Source organism: Alteromonas sp. CNT1-28 (assembly GCF_022348345.1).
Lineage (GTDB): Bacteria > Pseudomonadota > Gammaproteobacteria > Enterobacterales > Alteromonadaceae > Alteromonas > Alteromonas macleodii.
Genome location: NZ_JAKREZ010000025.1, coordinates 1 through 21,701 on the forward strand (window position 1 = coordinate 1; position 21,701 = coordinate 21,701).

At 45.3% G+C, this 21,701-nt stretch carries 14 protein-coding genes; 7 read left to right on the plus strand and 7 right to left on the minus strand.

The window, feature by feature from the left end; all coding sequences use genetic code 11:
• Nucleotides 1-480 precede the first annotated feature (480 nt).
• Both MHN02_RS14760 and MHN02_RS14765 read left to right on the plus strand, forming a co-directional pair.
• A complete protein-coding gene (locus MHN02_RS14760) occupies nt 481-3,735 on the plus strand; it encodes a glycosyl hydrolase (protein WP_239247033.1) in 3,255 nt (1,084 codons plus the stop codon).
• 126 nt (nt 3,736-3,861) lie between these two features.
• Nucleotides 3,862-5,910 carry a TonB-dependent receptor gene (locus MHN02_RS14765; RefSeq protein ID WP_336246512.1) on the plus strand — a complete coding sequence of 683 codons (2,049 nt, stop codon included), beginning with the start codon at nt 3,862-3,864 and terminating at the stop codon, nt 5,908-5,910.
• On the opposite strand, the gene MHN02_RS14770 is transcribed toward MHN02_RS14765, so the two are convergent.
• Entirely contained in the window at nt 5,905-6,462 is a 558-nt protein-coding gene (locus MHN02_RS14770) for a PepSY domain-containing protein (protein WP_239247037.1), read from the minus strand. The two genes, MHN02_RS14765 and MHN02_RS14770, sit on opposite strands and share 6 nt — an antisense overlap.
• A 113-nt stretch (nt 6,463-6,575) precedes the next feature.
• Nucleotides 6,576-7,619 carry a hypothetical protein gene (locus MHN02_RS14775; RefSeq protein ID WP_239247039.1) on the minus strand — a complete coding sequence of 348 codons (1,044 nt, stop codon included), beginning with the start codon at nt 7,617-7,619 and terminating at the stop codon, nt 6,576-6,578.
• Here MHN02_RS14775 and MHN02_RS14780 point away from each other — a divergent pair.
• The 3 genes from MHN02_RS14780 (at nt 7,618) to MHN02_RS14790 (ending at nt 11,848) form a co-directional block, all read left to right on the plus strand.
• Nucleotides 7,618-8,976: a radical SAM protein gene (locus tag MHN02_RS14780; RefSeq protein ID WP_239247041.1), complete on the plus strand. Its 1,359-nt coding sequence runs from the start codon at nt 7,618-7,620 to the stop codon at nt 8,974-8,976. The genes MHN02_RS14775 and MHN02_RS14780 overlap by 2 nt on opposite strands.
• A 10-nt stretch (nt 8,977-8,986) precedes the next feature.
• On the plus strand, nt 8,987-10,795 hold the full coding sequence (locus MHN02_RS14785; protein WP_239247043.1) for a DUF1223 domain-containing protein: 1,809 nt from the start codon (nt 8,987-8,989) through the stop codon (nt 10,793-10,795).
• A gap of 123 nt (nt 10,796-10,918) precedes the next feature.
• Entirely contained in the window at nt 10,919-11,848 is a 930-nt protein-coding gene (locus MHN02_RS14790; RefSeq protein WP_239247046.1) for a dienelactone hydrolase family protein, read from the plus strand.
• Nucleotides 11,849-11,886: 38 nt separating this feature from the next.
• Here the strand turns inward: MHN02_RS14790 and MHN02_RS14795 are convergent, their stop codons facing one another.
• The 3 genes from MHN02_RS14795 to MHN02_RS14805 are packed head-to-tail and all read right to left on the minus strand — an operon-like array spanning nt 11,887 to nt 15,621.
• Complete coding sequence (locus MHN02_RS14795; protein ID WP_239247048.1) at nt 11,887-14,100, minus strand: xanthine dehydrogenase family protein molybdopterin-binding subunit; 2,214 nt, start codon at nt 14,098-14,100, stop codon at nt 11,887-11,889.
• Nucleotides 14,087-15,112 (minus strand): xanthine dehydrogenase family protein subunit M, encoded by a 1,026-nt coding sequence (locus MHN02_RS14800; protein ID WP_272492370.1) that lies wholly within the window; start codon nt 15,110-15,112, stop codon nt 14,087-14,089. The genes MHN02_RS14795 and MHN02_RS14800 overlap by 14 nt, the downstream gene beginning before the upstream one ends.
• The gene (locus MHN02_RS14805) at nt 15,112-15,621 is read right to left on the minus strand and encodes a 2Fe-2S iron-sulfur cluster-binding protein (protein ID WP_239241121.1); all 510 of its coding nucleotides are present in this window, start codon (nt 15,619-15,621) and stop codon (nt 15,112-15,114) included. Before MHN02_RS14805 ends, MHN02_RS14800 begins: the two co-directional genes overlap by 1 nt.
• A 60-nt stretch (nt 15,622-15,681) precedes the next feature.
• Here MHN02_RS14805 and MHN02_RS14810 point away from each other — a divergent pair, with 60 nt between their 5' ends.
• Both MHN02_RS14810 and gloA read left to right on the plus strand, forming a co-directional pair.
• Nucleotides 15,682-16,515 (plus strand): DUF1456 family protein, encoded by an 834-nt coding sequence (locus MHN02_RS14810; RefSeq protein WP_239247054.1) that lies wholly within the window; start codon nt 15,682-15,684, stop codon nt 16,513-16,515.
• Nucleotides 16,516-16,684: 169 nt separating this feature from the next.
• Nucleotides 16,685-17,233 carry a lactoylglutathione lyase gene (gene gloA / locus MHN02_RS14815; RefSeq protein ID WP_239247057.1) on the plus strand — a complete coding sequence of 183 codons (549 nt, stop codon included), beginning with the start codon at nt 16,685-16,687 and terminating at the stop codon, nt 17,231-17,233.
• A gap of 170 nt (nt 17,234-17,403) precedes the next feature.
• Here the strand turns inward: gloA and MHN02_RS14820 are convergent, their stop codons facing one another.
• Both MHN02_RS14820 and MHN02_RS14825 read right to left on the minus strand, forming a co-directional pair.
• The gene (locus MHN02_RS14820; RefSeq protein ID WP_239247060.1) at nt 17,404-20,880 is read right to left on the minus strand and encodes a DUF748 domain-containing protein; all 3,477 of its coding nucleotides are present in this window, start codon (nt 20,878-20,880) and stop codon (nt 17,404-17,406) included.
• 145 nt (nt 20,881-21,025) lie between these two features.
• Nucleotides 21,026-21,616, minus strand: coding sequence for a DUF2780 domain-containing protein (locus tag MHN02_RS14825; RefSeq protein ID WP_061095627.1), 591 nt, complete (start codon nt 21,614-21,616; stop codon nt 21,026-21,028).
• Between the last annotated feature and the right edge of the window lie 85 nt (nt 21,617-21,701).

Here is a 21,701-nt window from a genome sequence, read left to right on the forward strand (position 1 = left end):
AGGCCAGCATCCGACGTAAACAGCGCATTGCGGCTATGGATACTGCGTATCTTGAAAAAGTGATAACTGCTTAAAAAATGATCACGCTCTTACCCTGATCCGCATATTATTTTTATGTATTCCCTTCGAGCCTTTAAGCTTTTTCGTGTCTATTTGAATCCTGTGAATCAGTATCAGTATTCTTAGGCTGACGCCCTGAATAGTAAAACAAAGATCCAGATTGGATAATATACGATTTGTTGAATAAATGTACAGATTGAGTCGGTAGGGCTAAACTACTTTTTGAAAAAATGCACTGGCTAATGACCATCAAGATATTAAGTAATGTTAAGTCGGTGCACAATATTTTCAACTTTTGTAATGGGCAGTTGGTCGTATGTTACATTGTAACTTTAAGCATTTATTAGTAATGCTATAGAGTGATAGTACTACAAATTAAAAAAGGGTTTTGAGCCCTATCAAACACACTGGATAACAATAATGAAAAAGCTTCTTAAAGCGGCAGTTGCTGTATCAGTTGCACTTGCGTGCACCCCCGCCTTTGCAGACAAAAACGACAAGAATGAAGTCTTCAGCAGTTCAACATTCAAAGCCATGGAGCTGAGAAATATTGGGCCTGCGTACATGTCTGGGCGTATCGCTGATATCGCAGTCGATCAGAACAATCCCTCAACATGGTACACCGCGGTGGGTTCGGGTGGCGTGTGGAAAACTACCAACGCGGGCACGACCTGGACGCCAATTTTCGACGACCAGCCAGTTTACTCCATTGGTGACGTGACCATTGCGCCAAGCAACTCAAATATTATTTGGGTGGGAACGGGCGAAAATAATGGTGGCCGTCACATTAGCTTTGGCGACGGTGTATATAAATCGTTAGATGGCGGTCAAACCTGGAAGAATATGGGTCTGAAGAAGTCAGAGCACGTTTCTGACATTATTATTCACCCTACAAATCCAGATATTGTATGGGTATCTGCCCAAGGGCCATTGTGGAGTGGCGGCGGCGAGCGTGGGCTTTATAAGACGACCGATGGCGGTGAAACGTGGAAGCAAGTGCTTAAGCCAGCTGACGAATGGACCGGGGTAACATCACTACTTATTGACCCGCGTAACCCAGACAAACTTTATGCTGCAACGTGGGCGCGTCAGCGTTCAATTGGCGCCTATGTGGGAACGAACGAAGGCGCAGGTATCCATACTTCCAGCGACGGAGGCGAAACCTGGACTGAACTTAAAACAGGTTTACCACAAGGCAACATGGGTAAAATTGGTATGGCTATATCACCCATGAACCCAGATGTGATTTATGCCACCATTGAAACCGATAATCGCGGTGGTGGCTTCTACCGTTCAGCCGACCAAGGTGCTAGCTGGACTAAAATGTCAGATGAAGTAGGCGGTGGCACAGGTCCTCACTACTATCAGGAAATATTCGCTGACCAACATCAATTTGACCGTGTTTATATTGCCAGTAACTACAGCAAAGTGTCGGATGACGGCGGCAAAACGTGGACGCCCATCAACACTAAACGCAAGCACGTAGACGACCACGCCATGGCGTTTCATCCTACCGATCCAGATTTCGTATTGATGGGATCCGATGGTGGTATTTATATGTCTCACGACAGAATGGCAAATTGGCGCTTTATGGCGAACCTTCCATTAACCCAGTTCTATAAAGTAGCGCCAGATGACTCTAAACCATTTTATAAGATCTACGCTGGCGCACAGGATAATTCCACCCAAGGCGGTCCTTCGCGCACTATGCGTGAAGAGGGGATAAAGAACAAAGATTGGTTCTTAACCTTGGGCGGTGATGGGCACGGCCCAGCGGTAGAACCTGGTAACCCTGACATTATGTATTCGCAGTGGCAGCAAGGAAATTTGGTGCGTGTCGATACGACTACCCGAGAAGGGGTGTATGTTAAGCCTCAGCCACTACCAGGCGACCCTGCAGAGCGGTTTAACTGGGATGCGCCGATTAATGTATCTGCACATGATCCTGCGCGTATCTACTTTGCCTCACAGCGGGTTTGGCGAAGTGATGATCGCGGTGACAGCTGGACGGCAGTGTCGGGCGATCTCACTAAAAACGGCAATCGCATGCATTCGCCACTTATGGGGCGCACGTGGTCAGTAGAAGCCGGCTGGGACCTGTATGCCATGACAGAGTTTCATACCATTGCCAACTTTGCTGAGAGCCCGGTAGATGAAAATATTCTGTGGGCAGGTACCGACGACGGTATTATCCAAGTGACCACTAATGGTGGTAAATCTTGGAAAAAGATTGAGCTAGATGACATTAAGGGGATTCCAGCCAATTCGTACGTGAATGATATTCGCGCTGACTTGTTTGATCCCAATACGGTATACGTTGCCCTTGATAATCATAAATATGGTGACTACAAACCTTATTTAATCAAGTCGACTAACTTAGGGAAAAGCTGGACTTCATTAGCTGATGATTTACCTGAAAAGCACTTAGTGTGGCGTATTGTACAAGACCACGTAAATAAGGACTTATTGTTTATCGGTACTGAATTCGGTGTGTTTTTCTCGGTAGATGGCGGTAAAGACTGGGTTGAGTTAGACGGTGGTATGCCGACCATCTCAACCCGCGATGTGAAAATTCAACGTCGCGAGAATGACTTAGTCGCAGGTACGTTTGGTCGCGGTATTTACATACTTGATGATTATGCGCCGCTGCGTTCATTAACCGAGAAGTCGATGCAAAAAGACGCCATTTTGTTTGCGCCAAGTCGACCGGTTAAGTGGTTCCAGTTAGATGATAATCACACAGACTCTGATGGTGACGATCGCTTTGTTGCCGAGAATCCCGAGCACGGTGCAACTTTCACCTACTATTTGAAAGACAGTTTGCTAACGGCAAAAGAAAAGCGCCAAGAAGCAGAAAAGAAACTTATAGAAGACAAAAAGTACCCTAAGTATCCAAGCTGGGAAGCGGTTGAAGCTGAAAACCAAGAAGCTGCCCCAGCAGTGTATGTCGAAGTACGCGACAGTGATGGTGACTTAGTGAAGCGTGTAGAAGGTAACACAAAGAAAGGCTTACACCGTATTACCTGGGATATGAAATATTCACTCACTATTCCGCTTACTGACAAAGACAGCAAGAACAATGGACTCATGGCGCTACCAGGCAGCTATACCGCAACGTTATTTAAGCGAGAAGGTGCCGCGGTAACAGCGCTTTCTGAGCCAGCGTCGTTTGTATTGGAATCTATCTATGACGGCGCGCTGAAAGGTGCTACGCATGCTGAAATTGAAGCATATGGTAATGCGGTGAACGATGCGCAAAAACGTGCATTATCATCGACGACTGTACTGAAGCAATTAAAAGAAACCATGGACCTTTTGCGTACCGCGATTGATCGCACGCCAAGTGATGTGAACAGTCTTGAAGCGCAATACGCTGCTATTCAAGATGAAATTAACGGGGTAAACAAAGTTCTGTTTGGCCTTTCATCTCGCGATAAGATGGGTATTAAGCCTGCAAATGTGTTGAGTCGATTGGGCTATGCCCGTTCTGCATTAGGGTCTTCTTACGGACCAACGCAGCAGCATAAAGACCAGCTCGGTTACGCCAACGATGGTCTAGATGATGTAGTGAAGCGAATCGGTACATTGCAGCAGCGTGCTGTACCATCACTTCAACAAGCGGTGATTGATGCTGGTGGACCGTGGACTACGGGTCTTCCTGTAATCGCTAAATAGCGGTAATTAAGCATCATTTTGCTTAGTACGCGGCGGTAGTTTTACTGCCGCGTTTTTCATTTTCTTTGCCAACTTTTTCGGTGCACACTTATTTTCACAGGTATGTATCGCGTAGTGAGATCATCATTGTTTTCTTTTTTGCTAGATTCAAGTTTTTCAGTGTCTTCTAAATCCTCGTCTGGTTTATCGGTATCTGTTGCTGCACTACCTTTACTGCTTACATCATCTTTTAGCGTTGCCCAAGGTGCACCGCTCAACGAGGTAGAGCGCTACACAGTAACGGCTGCACGACCCTATTACGACGAGACGCTTTCGCGCATTTTTCCGCAATATGAGTTTGATAAAAGTGGCCTAGTAGCGCCGTTACATACCAATGATGTCTTACTTCGATCTCCTTCTGTGTCGTTAAATGGGCAGGGCGGGCAAATACAAAGCATCAGTATCCGAGGGTATTCGCGGTGGCGAATTCAAACCCTGCTAGACGGCGTACCGATTGTGAGCGACAGGCGTGCAGGGTCTAGCATAGGCTTTATTCCACCTGACTTTATTTCAACAGTATCTGTGTTACCGGGCGCCGCTTCCACTTACCTAGGCTCGGGAGCGATAGGTGGCGCGGTGAACTTGCATTTTGGGGAAATTCAAAAGCCTCACCTACGCGTTGGCTACAGCAGTAATCAACAAATGAAGGCGCTGAGCTATGCTGGCAGCACACGCCGTGAAGACAATAGCAACAGCCTAACTGAAGAGAGCGAGACAGACTGGAACATTTCATACAGAAGCGCCGACAATGGAGAAGATGCGAATGGGGGCTCGCTGTTTGATCAATTCGAACAATCAGGGCTATTTGTTAGACACAGGCCGGTAGATAGCGTCATAAAAGAGGCGTGGACGCTTTATTCTGATAATAACGACATTGGTAAGTCGAGCAGTGACTTCCCAGAAAGCAGAATAACCACCTACCCGGACAACACGCACTGGCTTGGCAAAATAGCGTTTGAAAGTCATCTATTTACTGGAAATGTCTGGTGGCATAAATCTAGCCTAGACACCTCGGTGTTGCGACCAGAAAGCCGCATCAACGACAGCGAAAACAAGGCGTTTGACTATGGGTTTAACATAAGCACAGATACGCAGCTGAAAGACTGGGATTTGAACTGGCAGCTGCAAGTTACTGGTCGAGACGGCGTAGTGGCAGATGAGAGAGAATTCACATTAACACCAGCGGAAAGCGCGTTACCTGACACCACATCGCCCCGTTTCATAACAAACGCATTTGAAGCAGAGCTTGCCTATGAAGTGCGTACTCTCGATGCAAGCGAGATTACTACCGCAGCGGTTGCTGATGCCTCACGACAGTGGCAAAGCTTGTCGCTCGCCCTTGGCGCACGGGTTGACTGGCAGCGCCAGTCTGATGATTCAGATGCCAATACATTCCAACCTAGCACTGCTCAGACTAACACTAATCTAAGCGGGTATTTAGGCGCAAATTATCAGCTTTCTCAGCATTGGGCGGCCGGTATGTATGTGTCTAGCGCGTTTCGAAATCCTTCTTTAACTGAACGTTTCTTCGCTGGCGAAACGCCTCGCGGTACTGTGTTGGGCAGCCTCAAACTTGAAACAGAGCAAGCGTTAAATATGCAAGCCAGTGTTGCTTACAGCAGTGAGCAACTGCAAGGCTCGATAGAGGTGTTTAATCAGAAAATTGATAACTATATTGAACGCATTATGGTTGCTGAAGATGTGCTTCAATATTCTAATTTAGACAGTGCAACGATAGAGGGGGTGAGCTATCAACTTAGTTGGCAATCGCACAATGACGCAATAGACGCTCGACTTAGCGGAATGTGGATTAGCGGTGAAGACGATTTGGGTAATAGCATCGCAGATATACCTGCAAACAGTCAGAGGCTTGATTTAGGCGTTCAATGGCAAGCTGTGCGGTTTTTTACGGTATTTGCCTATCGTGCAAGTAAGACGGATATTGCTGACGGAGAGCGAGCTCTTGATGAGGTATTTACGCTGGACATGGGCGCTGATTGGCAGTTAAACGAGCGGGTTCAGCTTCAAGCTAGCTGGCGCAACTTAACCAATCAACAGTATTACACCAGTGCCGATGACAAAGCGGCATTTGCGCAGGGCGAAAGTGTTCAACTGGCGATAACTTATCTGTTATGAGTTGTTTAAGCGCCGACGAAATTTGTTCTTTTGATATTTACTTTTCATGGTGGTGTACAGCATGACAAGGCCAGTTACCCACAGCACAAAAAGCAATAGGGCAGCGGGCAGAAACAGCCATAGCTTGGCGCCCTCAAAGAACCAACTACCGTCATGAATAGCTTCAATGGTGTCTGTGCGTCGGTACGCAACCTGAAGTACATCACCATTTTGTGCATTCAGTTGAACCTCCCAATGGTTCTTCCCTCGCACTTTAATGATGCCTTTTGTGGGGCGCACGTCTAACCGGTCTATATCGTCCCAGCTGTTTAAACTAACCTCAGGCACTTGTTTTACAGCGTGTAGCACTTCGTCGAAGGAAATCGTAGGCCCGTTGGTTTGGGTATTCTGCACTTTTTGTGTTGGTGGTTGGATCCAGTCGAATTCTTTTTTAACCTGCAATAATAAACCGCTCGCAATAACAATGATCACAGGAATAAAAATAACCAGCGACAGCCACAAGTGAATACTGCGGCTGTATTTGCGACTGTTCTTGCGAAAGGAACCGGACATGAAACAACACTAATACTAAAACAATGAAAACATTGCTCACTATACGGTAATCTCAATAGGCAGTAAAAACACTCTAACGCGAGGTTTACCCGTTTAAACGGAATTGCTTAGCGTCATTTGATTGCAGGGTGATTAAAGTGAAGTTTCGTGTCGCAGGTAAGGGAGGCCACAGATTCAGTCAATGTCATTTCACCTATCTCTTGCCATTGGGCTTTATCTATCCCTGCATCGTTAAAATTGGCAGCAGATAAAACCCAAGATAGCGTCTTATTTGGGTAATGCTGCAACGACAATTCATCCCTAAAGTCATCGTTATTCACTAGCGGAGTATCAGGTTTTAACGACGCTTTTAGCCAGTAAGGACCTTGCCTCATGTTATTCGCTATTTCGTCGTTGGGGAGCAATACTTCTGCCAAATGTGAAACAGGTCTGAAACGTGCATTCGCATTTTTTCCGCTAAACGCTTGATCTGCTTCTTCAAGATCGCTTTCCAAGCGATAAGCGGTGAGTAATTGACTGAAAGGCGGCAATTCGCCCAGAGCGGGCTCGTTGGTGATAGGTAAGTTGGCCACGTGCTGGGTTTTAGTGCCACCCAGCGAGTGCATTAAAAATATGTTTTCAGTAACCGTACTTTGAGTATTGGGGAAGAGCTTGATTGCCATACCAAAAGCACGCTTATCTCGCTGCTTTGTACCGCTCAAGCTGACTGACGCTCTTACGATAATCGGCACGCTTGTGCGTGCTTGAAAAAGCCCCGAATAAGGGCTGCTGTGATTAATTTTCCATGTGCCAGCGAAGCAAATACCATTAGCTTGAAGTAGCTTATGCTTGGTACCTAATTCTATAAAATTTGCGTTGGAAGAAAGGGTTCTTTTAGCGTGACTTAGCAGCAGATTTTTACCGTCAGCATCGAAGTGTTTCCGCGACACTTCATATTGCGGTAGCGCCGAATAGGGATCTGAAAAAACACGGCTTTTTACTTCTTCGAACGAAGTCGACGTCGTTGTGAATAGCGATTGGTTTTCAGTTGTATCAGAAGAAGAGAGTGCATTGCATGACAATAAAACTAGTGCAAAAAAACGGCACGCCGTGAAAGTATTTTTATATGTAATAGGTCTTTGTTGATACTGTGTAGTTCGAAAAAGGCGCATTGACATGGCGTGCTCCCCTGGTATCACTAGAAATCAACAACTTCTTCATACCCAAAAACGCATGGGTGAACATTTCACCCCAAATCAGCTGCTGGGCCGCACGCACACCATAGGTTGTGTTGCTGTTGAAATCACGCAAAAGTGTAATCTTGATTGCACCTTATGCTATTTATCTGAGCATTCGCAAGCGGTTCGCGACATTCCCATTCAAGAAGTGTTTAAGCGATTAGACAATGTCCTTCGTCACTATGGTCCCGGTACCAGTGTACAAATAACCGGTGGTGACCCTACGTTAAGAAAGCGCAGCGAGCTAATTGAAATTGTCGAATATGCCAATAAGCTCGGCTTACACACCGCACTTTTCACCAACGGTATTGCGGCTTCCCGTGACCTGCTTGCAGCGTTAGCTAAAGTCGGCTTAAACGATGTCGCTTTTCACGTTGATACCACACAGGAACGTAAAGGTTTCCCTGATGAAGCATCGCTAAATGCTATCCGCGAAGAATACATAGAACAGGCCAAAGGCTTGGGGCTTATGATTATTTTTAACACCACCGTGCACACCGACAATTTCAAAGCGCTTCCCATGCTGGTAGATTTTTTTGTGCAGCATGCAGACGCTGTAAGTTTCGCCTCGTTTCAGCTACAGGCAGAAACAGGCCGAGGGGAGTGGGGAGCAAGAGCTGATGTAATTGACCCCGTAACGGTGAAAGCCGCTATAGAAAAAACAATTAGCAAAGCGCTGCCGTGGGAAAAAGTACGTATTGGGCATAACGACTGTCATAGCTACATGCCAACGTTAGTGGCTAATAAACAGGTTTATTCCGTCGTTGATGACGCATACTTATTTGCGCAGTTCATAGAGGATTTTAAGCACATACAAACAACTCGACAGCACGGCATGGCAAAGATTTTATGGGATTACAGTAAAGCACTGCTTGCTAGGCCAAAGTGGATTTGGACACTGGCTAAAGCGACCTCATTGAAACTGTTTGAAATGCGTAGCAGCCTTTTCAAAAGCAAAGGACGTGTGCACAAATTGTCGTTTTTTGTTCAGAACTTTATGGATGCCAACGCCCTTCAGCAAGACAGAATTGATGCGTGTTCATTCATGGTTATGACCGCAGATGGTCCCATCTCTATGTGCAAGCACAACGCCGAGCGCGATGAACATATATTGAAACCTCTGACATATACCGACCGCCATGGGCAGAAAAAGCAGTACCAGCCACTTGGAGAACGCTACAAACAAAGTAATGTAATACCCATTCGCGAAATCCCAGATACAGCAACACCTAGTTCGCTGTCAGCAAATGCGCTTAGTACAAATGGCAAGCGTCACCATCCAGCCAAAAGCGTGTAAGGAGAAGATCATGAAGCCTCGCCGATTTCCTCAATTTGGAAGTGTGTTAGCCATTATCTTGTCCATGCTGCTGTTGTATATTTTACCAGCTGCCAACAGTAGCCAGGCGTCTGATAAGCAGATAATTGACTACAGTGTTGAAACTGCAGCGATAAAAGAGCTTAAGCTAGCCTATCGAAAAGCATCGCAAGACTGGGAATATGTACTCCAACACTATGTAGATGAGCAGGGGCGAACCGATTTCAAAGGGTTATCTAAAGATATAGCGCCCCTTGAAAACGTCATTAATTTTATTAGTTTTGCTAGCCCTGAAATGACCCCTGAATTGTTTGACTCACCACAATCCGTAATGGCTTATTACATCAATAGCTATAATGCGTTAGCCATGTACGGTGTCATTGAAAAAGGTATTCCCGATGGCTTTACCAGTTTCTTTTCACGAGCAGCTTTTTTCAAGTTTCGCGATGTGGTGATTGGCGGTAAAGTCACAAATTTATATGATTTTGAAAACGATGTAATTAGACCGCTTAACGAGCCCAGAGCCCACTTTGCGCTTAACTGCATGGTAAAAGATTGCCCAAGGCTACCGCAAACGCCGTTTTATGCAGAAACCTTAGACGACACCCTAGAGCAAGCTACCCGTGAGTTCTTTGGGAGTAAGAAACACTTTTACTTTGATGACAAACGCAAGCGCGTGTACGTTTCGGAAATCCTCGATTTTTATACTGAAGACTTTGTCGCTTCAGGAAAAGCAAAGGACTTACCTCAATACATTAACCCGTATCTAGTCGAACCTATTCCTAAGAATTATAAGCTGCGGTTCATTGATTATGACTGGCGTATTAATGCGCAACCGGAAAAACCGAAGGTTTCAACATCTACAAATAGCGACGTTGATAATGCTTCAAGTCAAGCCACAAAGAACCCCATAGTTAAAGCTGCCCTCACTCTGCATTCTAATGAGAGCAAAACGTCAGGTTCAGCCCATGCACTAGCGTCAGAATCAGCGCTATTAACTACGCTGTCATCTACGCAGCTGCTAGCAACAGATGTAGCGACAGACGTAGCAACAAATATAGCAACCAATGAATCAACAGACGTGCCCTTTATACTTACCAGTTCGCCCAACCAAACAATCGTTTTGGAACTTTATACATCCCAAGGTTGCAGCAGCTGTCCGCCTGCGGAAAAATGGATTTCAGGGTTAGTAGAGAGCGATAGATTATGGACAGAACTGGTTCCCATTAACTTTCACGTGGACTACTGGGATTATCTAGGCTGGAAGGATCCATTTGCTGACAGTACTTTTAGTAAACGGCAGCGAGACTACAAGCGTGTAGGCAAAGCAAACACCATTGCCACGCCTGGTTTTGCTTTAAACGGTCGTGCTTGGAATGGATGGTTTCGGGGGCAGTCGTTACCTAACCGAGTCGCCCCTCTGTCTGGTGCGCTTCATGCTTCGGTTCAAAACAACATCGTTGATGTGTCCTTCAACAATATCAACAGAAGTACATCGAACACGCTAGTTGTTCACGCTGCGTTACTTGGCTTTGGCATAGAAACCTCGGTCAAGCGGGGAGAAAACGCTGGGCGTAAACTCACTCACGACTTTATAGTAGTCGATTATGAAAACGCGTTATTGAGTAGCAACGGCGACAATGCTCATACTCAGCAATATGTGGCTAGTCTGCCTTTGCCCAGTAATACTCATATAAAAGCCAAAAAACACGCCCTCGTTGTTTGGGTCTCTGATACCAACGACCCCTCGCCACTTCAAGTTGCTGCGTCTTGGTGGTTACAAGGTACTGAGTCTATGTGACGTAGAGAGTTATTGCTTTGAAAATGAATTGCGCTTTGCTTTCTTAGTTATCACACGTAGAGTAGATGTTACCGACGATTTTCGGAGCACGGGGTTTGTGCTACCACATTAGGGTTAAAACAGATGAAGCAAAATAACACCCCAAAACCGCAAAAATTATCGCGAGAGGCATCACTTAGTATCCCTCAAGAGGCGTTTGATTGGTACGATGAATACGCCCACGGGGACATAGACCGTCGAACGTTTTTAACCAGGCTTGCTTCGCTTTCAGTTGCAGGTTTGACTGTGAGCGCTATTGGTGGCGCACTGATCCCTGACTATGCCAAAGCAGAACAGGTTTCGTTTAACGACCCTGCAATTAAAGCGACTTACGAAGTTTTTTCCTCGCCCAAAGGCCATGGTGAAGGCGGCGGTTATTTAGTGCAGCCCACTAGTCTGCCGGAATCTGCCGTTGCGCCTTGCGTTTTAGTGGTACACGAAAATCGCGGGCTTAACCCTTATATAAAAGACGTAGCCAGAAGGCTCGCTATGCAAGGCTATGTAGCGTTTGCACCTGACGCGCTGTTTCCGTTAGGTGGCTACCCGGGAAATGATGACGATGGTCGTGCTATGCAAAAGAGCCTTGATAAGGACAAGATAGAACAAGATATGGTAGCGGCAGCACTGTGGTTAAAAGAGCACGAAAAAACCACAGGCAAGCTTGGTGTAGTAGGTTTTTGCTTTGGTGGGTATATTGTTAATTTTCTAGCAGCCAGCATACCTGACAAGGTGGACGCTGCTGTTCCTTTCTACGGGACCCCAGCGAAACAGCCCTTAGTCGATCAAGTAAAAGGCCCTTTATTGATTCACTTTGCTGAAAACGATAAGCGAGTGAATGCGACATGGGAGGAATACAAAGTAGTATTAGAAAAAAATGCTGCTGAGTACGAGGCCTTTACTTACGCTAAAGCACAGCATGGCTTTCACAACGATTCAACAAGTCGTTATAGTCCCAAAGATGCTGAATTAGCGTGGCGTCGAACGGTAGACTTTTTTGATAGCCATTTGAAATAGTAAAATGTGAAGCGGCCTTGTTAGACCGCTTTTTTTGCTTAGTTTTTACCTGCGATTATTTTATCCATGGTAATGGGGAAGTCTCGTACTCTCACTTTGCATGCATCATAAATTGCGTTAGCGATGGCGGCGCCTGCTCCAGTAATGCCTAGTTCACCAATACCTTTTGCACCCACTGGCGATGCGGCATAATCTGCCTCTTGTAAGAAATCCAGGCTAACTTCGGCAATGTCCCGATTGACTGCCACATGATATTCACCAAAATCTGGATTTACAAAGCTTGCCGTGTCTCTATGGTGATGGATCCCTTCAGTAAGTGCGTAGCCAGCGCCCCATACCATTCCCCCTTTTATTTGAGATGCAGCTGTTTTCATATTCAAGATTTGCCCCGCGCTGAACATACCGTATTGGCGAAGTAGCCTAACTTCACCCGTGTATTCATCTACCTCTACTTCCGCGAAATGAGCGCCACATGAATACTGCTCATCATCGCTGGTGTCATCTTCGGATACGCTACCGGTTGCTGATATGGGGAAGTCGCTGTCGGACATAAAGTTGGCGAGTAATACCGGACGACTTACTTCTTCATCATCACCTTGTGCAATCGAAACTAACTTTATTTGCCCATCTAAAATTTGTACTTCAGCTTGGCTAAGGGCTGGGGGAAGTGAGCTTTTAATATTCGCAATAAGCGCTTCACAAGCCTTTTTTACCGCCGAACCAGAGCTTGCTGCGCCAAATGAGCCACCTGAACCACATGAAGCAGGGTAGCGGCTATCACCGAGTTTTACTGTGACATTGTCTACCGACGCATTTAAAGTATCGGCGGCAATTTGTGTGAGAATAGTGTAGGTGCCTGTACCAATATCTGTCATATCAGTGCGAACCGTTACCTCACCGGTAGCACTCAATTCCACTTCAGCTGAACTTTCCACCAGCACATTCATACGCATAGCACTCGCTACGCCATGGCCGATTTGTTTACCCGGTGTGGGCTGTGTTTTATGCTGCCACTTGAAGTTTTGCGCGCCTTGACGAAGGCACTCACCTAAGTTGTGGGTGGTAAACCGCGTGCCTTTCATAGGATGAACTACCGGCAGGTTTTTTATGCGAAACGTAAGCGGGTCGATACCGGCTTCGTGGGCAAGTTCATCAATGGCCGATTCAAAAGCAAGGGAACCAATGGCATCTCCGGGAGAACGGGTAGAGTCGATAAGCGGCAGGTCTACGTCTTTGACCCTATGCGTACTTTCAATGAACTGAGATTTATAGGTAACCCGTGCGCCAGCCCCTGTTGCTTCGGCAAACTCATAGCCCTTGGCTTTTGGCATAGCGCTTTTGTGTTGTTCGCTTAACAGTGCATGATCATCACCAGAAGCAAGGCTGATTTTCTGTATGCTGTGCCCTCGATGAGGGGTGTTATAAAAGACCTGACGCCTGCTTAACACCACTTTGACAGCCCGCTCTAAATACCTGGCCCCTATACAAGCGAGCGTTGCATCGTAATGAAGACCTAGCTTAGAGCCAAACCCGCCACCTACAAAGGGGCTCTGCACTACGATGTCTGCTTCATCCATTTCAAGCGTAATCGCAAGCGCCTCAACAGCCGTCGCTATAATCTGAACGCTACAATAGACCTCAAGCTTTCCATCTTTAAAGTCGGCAACCGTGGCGTGAGGCTCCATAGCAGCAGAGATTTGGCTGGGTGTAGTATAAGTTTCGTTAATGCTTGCTTGGATATCACTTTGCTGCGGTTTATCACCGCTAGATGCATCTGCCTCAAACCCACCATCTAGCGACGCTGGTTTTTGTGTTGCATCATCGAATTCTGTCAGCAAATCTGGTATTTCACCGTCTATGGTGAAGCTTACTAGACTTGCGGCATAGCGTGCTTGCTCCAACGTCTCAGCAATAACTAGAGCGACCGGCGCACCGAAATGACGAATATGAGGTTCGTTAAGTACGGCGCGACTTTGAGTAAACCTGCTTTCATCTGCAGGCTTGCTAAATGGCTTAAGAGTACCTGCATTTTTATACGTGATAACTGCATGTACGCCTTCGGCCTGTTCCGCTTGCTCTGTATTAAGGGATGTGATTTTACCTACGGCAGTATCACTTGATACAACCCAGCCTATCAAAGGAGTGCGATCGCTCATATGCTCCGCAGCGTACCTTGCTTGACCTGACACCTTTGCTGAACCATCAACTCGATTAACTGGCGTCCCTACAGTTTTGGCATTATGCGTTGTCATATAAAGCTCCTTCATGTCCTGGGTGCTTTACCTGATGTTCTGCTAACTCTAAAAGCACTTTTGTTAACGTCCTGCGCAATAGTTCTGGTTTAAAGTCATTACTGCCAAACGTTTTTGCTTCGGATAACTCAGCTTCCGCGGCTTGCAGTATGACTTCTTGGGTTGGTTCCGCGCCTTCAAGAAAACTGATTGCTTTTTGCGGATACCAAGGCTTGGTGCCCACACCACCAAAGGCGAGAGAAAGGTCTTTAAAACGACCATCTTCAATTTTCAAACCAGCCGCAACAGAAACGAGTGCAAACGCATAGGAAGAACGGTCGCGTACTTTGTGATAGTACTGAGTACCGTTTGCTTTTTTCTTTATGCTGACATGGGTAATGAGTTCATCTTCGTCTAATTGGGTTTCTATGTGCGGCGTGTCGCCAGGTTCACGGTAGAAATCTCGTAGCGCGATTTGACGCGTGTTGCCATCAGGTTGCTGCGTATGTACCTGTGCGTTAAGCGCAATCATGGCTACGGCCATGTCGGAAGGGTGTGTGGCGATACAGCTCTCGCTAGTGCCAAATATGGCATGAATTCTATTCATGCTGTTATATGCGCTACAGCCAGTGCCTGGCTCTCGTTTATTACAGGCTTTTGTGGTGTCGTAAAAATAATAACAGCGGGTGCGTTGTAGCAAATTGCCTGCAGTGGTTGCCCTATTTCTAAGTTGAACTGTTGCACCGCTTAATAAAGCTTGCGCAAGTAAAGACACATTGGGCTGCGTGTGAGCGAACTTCGCTAAGTCAGAATTAGTCACCATGGCGCCAATATAATAGTAATTGTCATCTTCGCTGATAGTGTTAGCTTTATCCCATTTCGCAAGACTTACTAATGTTTTAGGCGTTTCTACCTGTAGTTTCATTAAATCTATTAGGTTTGTACCTCCGGCCAAAAAACGTGATCTTGTGTCCAGGGGCAGGCTACTCAACGGCTTTTCGCCGTTATAATGATGAAGAGTGAATGGCTGCATTATTGTCTCTCCAAAGCAATAACATCGGTTATAGCATCCACAATGTTAGGGTAGGCACCGCAGCGGCATAGGTTACCGCTCATGCGTTCGCTGATTTCTTCTTTCAACGAAGCTTTACTGTGACGAGTTTGACTATAAGTAACTGCGCTAGGGTCTTCATTTTTCATTTCCCTAAGTAGGGATACGCCTGAACATATTTGACCAGATGTGCAATAGCCACACTGAAACGCGTCGCGCTCGATAAAAGCTTTTTGCAGCGGATGAAGACTTTCACCTTCACCGATACCTTCAATAGTTGTGACTTCAGCGCCTTCTAACTGGAATGCAAACACTAAGCATGCATTAATACGCTTGCCGTCAGCGATAACGGTACAAGCACCACATTGACCGTGGTCACAACCTTTTTTGGTGCCAAAAAGTGATAAATGCTGGTGGAGAAAATCTAACAAAGTCGTTCGTGGATCATCGGGAATACTGACGTCTTTCCCGTTGAGATTTAATGTTGCCATGGAAGTATCCTTCTACCAATGAGCTCAATTTCGGTACGCCGATGAAATGAGCGAAACCAGATGTACAATGTCGTTACGCCAAGTACGTTAATTTGGTTTCACTATGTGTTGGTGGAAATAACGCTCCTGACAGCCCGCGATAGATGCGAATGGCCAAGTAGTGTAAAATATGTGAAAGCGCACGTTGCGCTACACTTTAATCCATACCAATTATTGGCTACTCCACTTTTCAGGCCCATTTTCATGATCCACAACGATGTTTTACGTCGCCTTCGTTATGCATTAGCTATCAACGATACCGCCGCCATAAGTATTTTTAAATTAGTGAACTACGACATGGAAATTGATTATTTACATGCTGTGATGAAGCGGGAAGGCGAAGAGGGCTATCTGCCGTGTCGCGATAAGATTATTGCGCTGTTTCTAGATGGATTGATTATTAAAAATCGTGGTCGTCAAGAAGGGCAAATGCCTCAAGAGCTGGGGCCAAAAGAGCGATTAAGTAATAATGAAGTACTGCGCAAAATCCGTATTGCGATGAGTTATAAAGATGACGATATGATAGCGGTGCTTAAATTAGCAGACTTTAGAATGAGTAAAGGTGAGCTGTCGGCGTTTTTTAGAAAGCCAGACCATCGCAACTTTAAACCTGCTGGCGATCAAGTGGTTCGCAATTTGTTGCAAGGTATGGTGAAAAAATATCGACCGGAGTCCACCCGACAAACTTCGCCTAAAAAATCAGATAGCCCAAGCACTTCTGGTACTAAGCCAAGCTCATTTAATAAAGGCGCTAGCAAACAAAAAGAAGCGGCTGGCAAAAACACCAATACTAAAGTGTCGCCAGTGAAAAAAAGTGATGCAGGTTCGGTTTGGGGAAAGCTCCCTAAAAAATAAAAGCGTTGTAAAAATAGGCGTTGAATAAAACGCATCTGAGGTAAAGCGCGTAAGAGGATAGACTAAGTGCTGTTGTGAAAAGAAAATTACCCCTCACTTCTATGCACTCGTTTTTAGGCAAAGCAAGATTGCCTTGCCTTAATTATCTATATCGCTAAGGACGACTATTATGAGCCGACATTTCGATAAGGCCGAAGGCCTGTATGAAGAGAAAGATGCCGCGACACAAGGTTTTGTGTTCAACCAAACTATGCTGCGCATTGCCGACCCCAAGCGTTCGCTAGATTTCTATACGCGAGTTATGGGAATGACGCTAATTAAGCGTCTAGATTTTGAAGAAATGAAGTTCAGCCTTTATTTTTTGGCGGCAGGTGATGATTTCTCTGATATTTCTGACGATGTAGACGAACGTACTCAGCAAACTTTTGGTCGCCCGGCCATGTTGGAGCTAACCCACAATTGGGGCGATACACCAGATACGGTTGATTATCATAACGGAAATACAGAGCCAAAAGGTTTTGGGCATATTGGTTTTCATGTGCCTGATGCTGAAGCTGCATGTGCACGATTTGCATCACTAGACGTTCCTTTTCAGAAAGGGCTTAATGATGGTTCTATGAAAGGGATCGCATTTATCAAAGACCCAGACGGCTATTGGATCGAAATTTTCAACGCGTCTAACGTATCCGCAACTTGCGCGCCCCATTTGAAGAAGTAGGCGAGGCACGCACTACGGTACCATTTGCTAGCTGGGTTTTAAGTATCAAGTAGTATCAGAAGTCACTGTTTACAAAAAAGGGTAGCTTAACTGAATAAGCTACCCTTTTTTGTTTAGTGACCTTATGGAACCCTAAATTATAGGGTTTTATTTTCAAGCCAACCCGTTCATTACTTCGCTTCTAACGTTAATTCCACACCGCTAAATTCGGTATGTAAGTCGTGCTGAGTATTAAGCAAGAATAAGCGATTCGCTTCTACCTCAGCTTCATTTGCCAAATAACCTTTCACCGCTTTACTGCGCGCGTCAGCCAGAAGGATTAAGTCACTTTCAGGGATATCAATGTTGTTACGTAGTTTGTTGTATCGGGCAATGCTTAATGCTCGGTTTACACTTTCTTCGTTAATGACTTCCTTATTGTTATCAGCACTCTTTTGGCTCTGTTCATTGTCTGAATTTGCGAGTTCAGGGTAAAGCTGCGCCACCATGTTGTCATATTCTTGATTAAGGTCAGGTGTAAACACCTCAACATAGTAGGATAAAAGCGCATCGGCTAACGGGCCTTCCAGTGGGATACTACTGCCACTTATTGAATCGCGCTGTACTCTGCCAAGGGTGTTGGAACTTTCATTTTCACCGCCAGCAAGAGATTTTTCGTTAGTACTAACGTTGCCGGAAGTTGCAGATGAATCAGCATAGCCGCTTCTTGTTAAAAGTGTAGTGTTCAACTGACGTTGCGCTAGGGCACTTGCATCAGACATGGCGTTGACAGTACCTTCGATATTAACCCTAAGTCCTGGACGTTTTTTAAGTGCTTTGGCAAGGGTATTCAGTTTTTCTTGAGCGTCCGCATTTAGCGAATGCTCTCCAAACCCGAACTCAACGTTGTCGAGTTCGTCGTCACTGCCAACCAGGTTCGCAAGTAGAGAAAAGGGTGCAGTAACAGCTTTTGTAATAATATTGCCAATAGCATTGAGGATAATGGAGCCGAAACTGAAGTCCGGACTATCGATATCGCCAGACACATCCAAACCCAAATCGATAACGCCGTTTCTGTCTTCTAATAACGCAATAGCAAGGCCAAGCGGTAGGCTTAATGCCTGATCAGAGTTCGACTTCTTGCCCAACGTTAATTGGTCAATAACAACATGATTTTTACCTTCCAGTGCCTTACCGTTTAGTTTGTATTGCACAGCCAATGACAGCAAGCCTTTGTCAATGTAATAGCCCATGTAGGTGCCTGAGTAAGGGTTAACTGAAGTGAGTTCAGCGCCTTTGACTGAAAAATCTAAATCAAGGTCTATATCATCTTTTAATGGGTGAATAGTGCCTGCTAGTTTGACCGGAGCATAGTTGTCTATCTTTCCGGTGATATCAACATTGGCAGGGGAAGTTGAGCGAGAGTCAATTCCCAATACTTTGCCATTTAAACTTTCTATAGCAGACGCAAATTTTGGCGTTAATGAATGGTCAGCAAAGTACGCTTTGCCGTTTTCTATTGATATGGTGTTAACGGCAATGGCCAATTCGTTGGCTTGTGAAGGCTCAGCTGTAGTGCTTGCATGCACGTTTGCGTTTGATGCTTTCGACGTGGTTGCGCTGCCATTTTCGCTGGCACTTTCACTGTTAGCGGACTTGTCTGATGAAGCGACAATCAGCTTACTCACATTGGTCTGTTTAGCTTCATCAATAATAAGTCGTGCAAATGGCGCTTGTAGGTGAATGTTGTCTACGCTTAGCTGGTTCGATGCGTGGTCAAATTCGATGTTGTCTACATTTAAGGACTGCCACTGTAGTAGGGGAGAGCTAGCGTCATCCAGTACGCTTAAATTATTAATGCTAGTACTCGCCTTAACGTTTAGTGAGTCGATATTTTCTTTATCAGCGGCGTTCATAAATGCCCCATCAAACTCAACGTTTAAATTAAATAGCCCTTCTTCAAGGGTCACGTTTGCGTGGGGGGAAACGTACTGCTGGAACTGACTTAGCACCAGTTGCTCAATCGCTGCTTTACCCTGCACAGTTTGTTCTGCAATAACTACGCTGCCGCTACTGCTTAGTGCACCTTTGGATGTGTCGCTAAACGTCTGTGGGTCGGCAGAGATATGTAAACTGGTGGTGTAGGGAATAGGTTTAGAGAAGTCAGTAGTGACTTTTCCACTTTTAATATTGAGGTTGCTGATGCGGTAGTAAGTACCGTCACTTACGCTACGCTCTAAAAGGTCAATGCTACCGTCATTAAATGCAAATTGGTGAAGCTCAACATACCACGAAGTGTCATGTGCTAGTTCTTCTGTGTTGTCAGTTGCTACGTTGGAAACATCCTCATCTTCTGTTTCACTATTTCCCTTTTGCGCTGTGCTATTACTTGTATGCGCTGCGCTATTTCCTTCTTGCGCTGCGCTGGGGTTAGCGTTAGCTGATGTAGCATCTGCCGCTGGGCTTTTTGGGGTAAACAGACGCTGTAAATCAAGCCCTGACTTGTCAAATAGACCCGACACTCGAACGTTGTCAAAAGCAACTTCAGCAATGCTAACTTGCTGTTCTAATGCGTTTACGTTTATATCGTGTATGGCAAACGCGGGTATGGCAATGATCTCTTGCGAACTCTTGGAGGTGCCTGTTGTGGCTGGCGAAGAATCAGCGTTAAACACAAGGTTGTTAACACCGAATTCGCCACGCTCTAGAATAAACTGGAAGGCTGTATCTTGTTCAAAAACTTCAGCATGTAAGCTTAAGTTAACCTTGCCGTCTACTAAATCTGCTTCTATCAAATCTTTCGAAAGTGACCAAAGCGGCGTAAGCGCTACATCGTTTATCGTGATGTCTGTCGTAACTTTTAGTGGAGATAATTGAAACTCGCCATCAATGGCGATGTTACCTTTCTCTGCGGTGAGCAAGTTAAATTGATATTGGTTGAACGCTAACTTACCTTTTGACTGAGCACTCTCACTTTTATCGCTTTTAGGGTTAGCGTTTTTGTTGCCAACACTGCTTGAACTGATCAAAGCGTGAGTATCCAAATCTTGCAAGTCAACGCTCAATTCGGGGTAATCAAGTAGGGTGTTGGTCACCTTGTCTTCAATAACCACTCGCCCTTCGTTAAGTGCAAAATCACGTAACGTAATTCGGGGAATTTGCCCTTTGCTAGTGTCATTAGGCTCTTCAGGTGCTTTTGTACTGCGTTTCTCTACGTGGGTAAGAATGTCAGAGAAGTTGAAGATTTGTGTGTCTTCACTTTCGCTTAAACGTGCAATGGAAACAAAAGGTTCGTCTATGGTTAGCGATTCAACGGCAGGAGTGAAGGTGAAAAGTGATTGCCAGAATCCAACGTCCAGTGAAACATTGCCTACGCTAAAGAAATGATTTTCTTGGTTCTGGATTACGGCGTTATCTTCGCTTTCATTTGAGGAGCGTATATTTGGATAGATAACAAAATTAGTCACTTCTATTTTTAGCAAGAAAGGGTTGATTGCAATATCTTCAACAGCAGCATCTCTTCCAGTGTTTTCTTTCACTATGTTGGGTAACTTTGCCTTTAATACCGCAGGCGTAACTACGCCGATAAGAAGCGCGTAAGTAAGGTAGATGAGAACAAGATAAGTGGATAGTCGAAACCATTTGGGCTTCGTAGAAAACCGAGACATTGCATTTTGCATAGGCGATTAGGCTGTGTATTTAAATGTAAAAAGATAAACAGGAGTTGCTATTTCACTAAGCTAAAAGCCCCTGCAAAAAAGTTAAAGCGTATTAATTTGGATTGTAGAAGAGAATTAATACGCCTTAGACAGGTTACAGAGCGGTTAGCAAATTATCTAGGCCAGATTTAAACAACGCCTGTGTTTCTTCATCTGCATTTACATTTAAATACGAGCTGATTTGAGTGACAAAGCTGGCAATCATATCGGTTGAAAGGCCTAGCGCTTCAAATTGTTGCTTTAAGTCGTTTACCGATTTAAGTGTAGAGCTGTACTCAGAGGCCTTATTGAGTAAGCCTGATAGTGAAGAGCTCGAGCTTGCTGCTGAGTTACCACTAAGAGAGGGAACATCTTCAAGCAGGGCATCAATACCTGGAATGCTGTTTGCCAACTGGGCGTAATCAGCGCCTGAAAGGTTGCCTTGTACATAGTTCATAATTGACGCTATGCCACCTTCCGATTGGTTTTCAGACACGTTAAGGTTACCTGCAACTGAACTCACTAAGCTAGCCAAGTCGATATTAGATGCTGCGCTGGTTGCCATTTCAGTTAGGCTACTGGAAGTAACTGTCGATTCCGCTTTCTTACCGCCTAACAGACCTTTAAGCTGATCAATATTGGCATTAGCACAAGTAGTAAAAAAAGTAAGGGCAAGCACTGTAGGTGCTAAAACGATACGATTCATTATAGATTTCCTTTTTGTACACCAGCAGCGAAAGCCCATCTGGAGTAACATGATTGAAAATAACCGTAGCAATTGCGCTATCGAC

Coding starts and splice junctions, on each gene's coding strand:
- MHN02_RS14825 (WP_061095627.1), bottom strand. CDS start 21,616: ATGAATCGTATCGTTTTAGCACCTACAGTGCTTGCCCTTACTTTTTTT.
- MHN02_RS14785 (WP_239247043.1), top strand. CDS start 8,987: ATGAAGCCTCGCCGATTTCCTCAATTTGGAAGTGTGTTAGCCATTATC.
- MHN02_RS14820 (WP_239247060.1), bottom strand. CDS start 20,880: ATGTCTCGGTTTTCTACGAAGCCCAAATGGTTTCGACTATCCACTTAT.
- gloA (WP_239247057.1), top strand. CDS start 16,685: ATGAGCCGACATTTCGATAAGGCCGAAGGCCTGTATGAAGAGAAAGAT.
- MHN02_RS14810 (WP_239247054.1), top strand. CDS start 15,682: ATGTACAATGTCGTTACGCCAAGTACGTTAATTTGGTTTCACTATGTG.
- MHN02_RS14800 (WP_272492370.1), bottom strand. CDS start 15,112: ATGCAGCCATTCACTCTTCATCATTATAACGGCGAAAAGCCGTTGAGT.
- MHN02_RS14795 (WP_239247048.1), bottom strand. CDS start 14,100: ATGACAACGCATAATGCCAAAACTGTAGGGACGCCAGTTAATCGAGTT.
- MHN02_RS14805 (WP_239241121.1), bottom strand. CDS start 15,621: ATGGCAACATTAAATCTCAACGGGAAAGACGTCAGTATTCCCGATGAT.
- MHN02_RS14760 (WP_239247033.1), top strand. CDS start 481: ATGAAAAAGCTTCTTAAAGCGGCAGTTGCTGTATCAGTTGCACTTGCG.
- MHN02_RS14780 (WP_239247041.1), top strand. CDS start 7,618: ATGGCGTGCTCCCCTGGTATCACTAGAAATCAACAACTTCTTCATACC.
- MHN02_RS14770 (WP_239247037.1), bottom strand. CDS start 6,462: ATGTCCGGTTCCTTTCGCAAGAACAGTCGCAAATACAGCCGCAGTATT.
- MHN02_RS14790 (WP_239247046.1), top strand. CDS start 10,919: ATGAAGCAAAATAACACCCCAAAACCGCAAAAATTATCGCGAGAGGCA.
- MHN02_RS14775 (WP_239247039.1), bottom strand. CDS start 7,619: ATGTCAATGCGCCTTTTTCGAACTACACAGTATCAACAAAGACCTATT.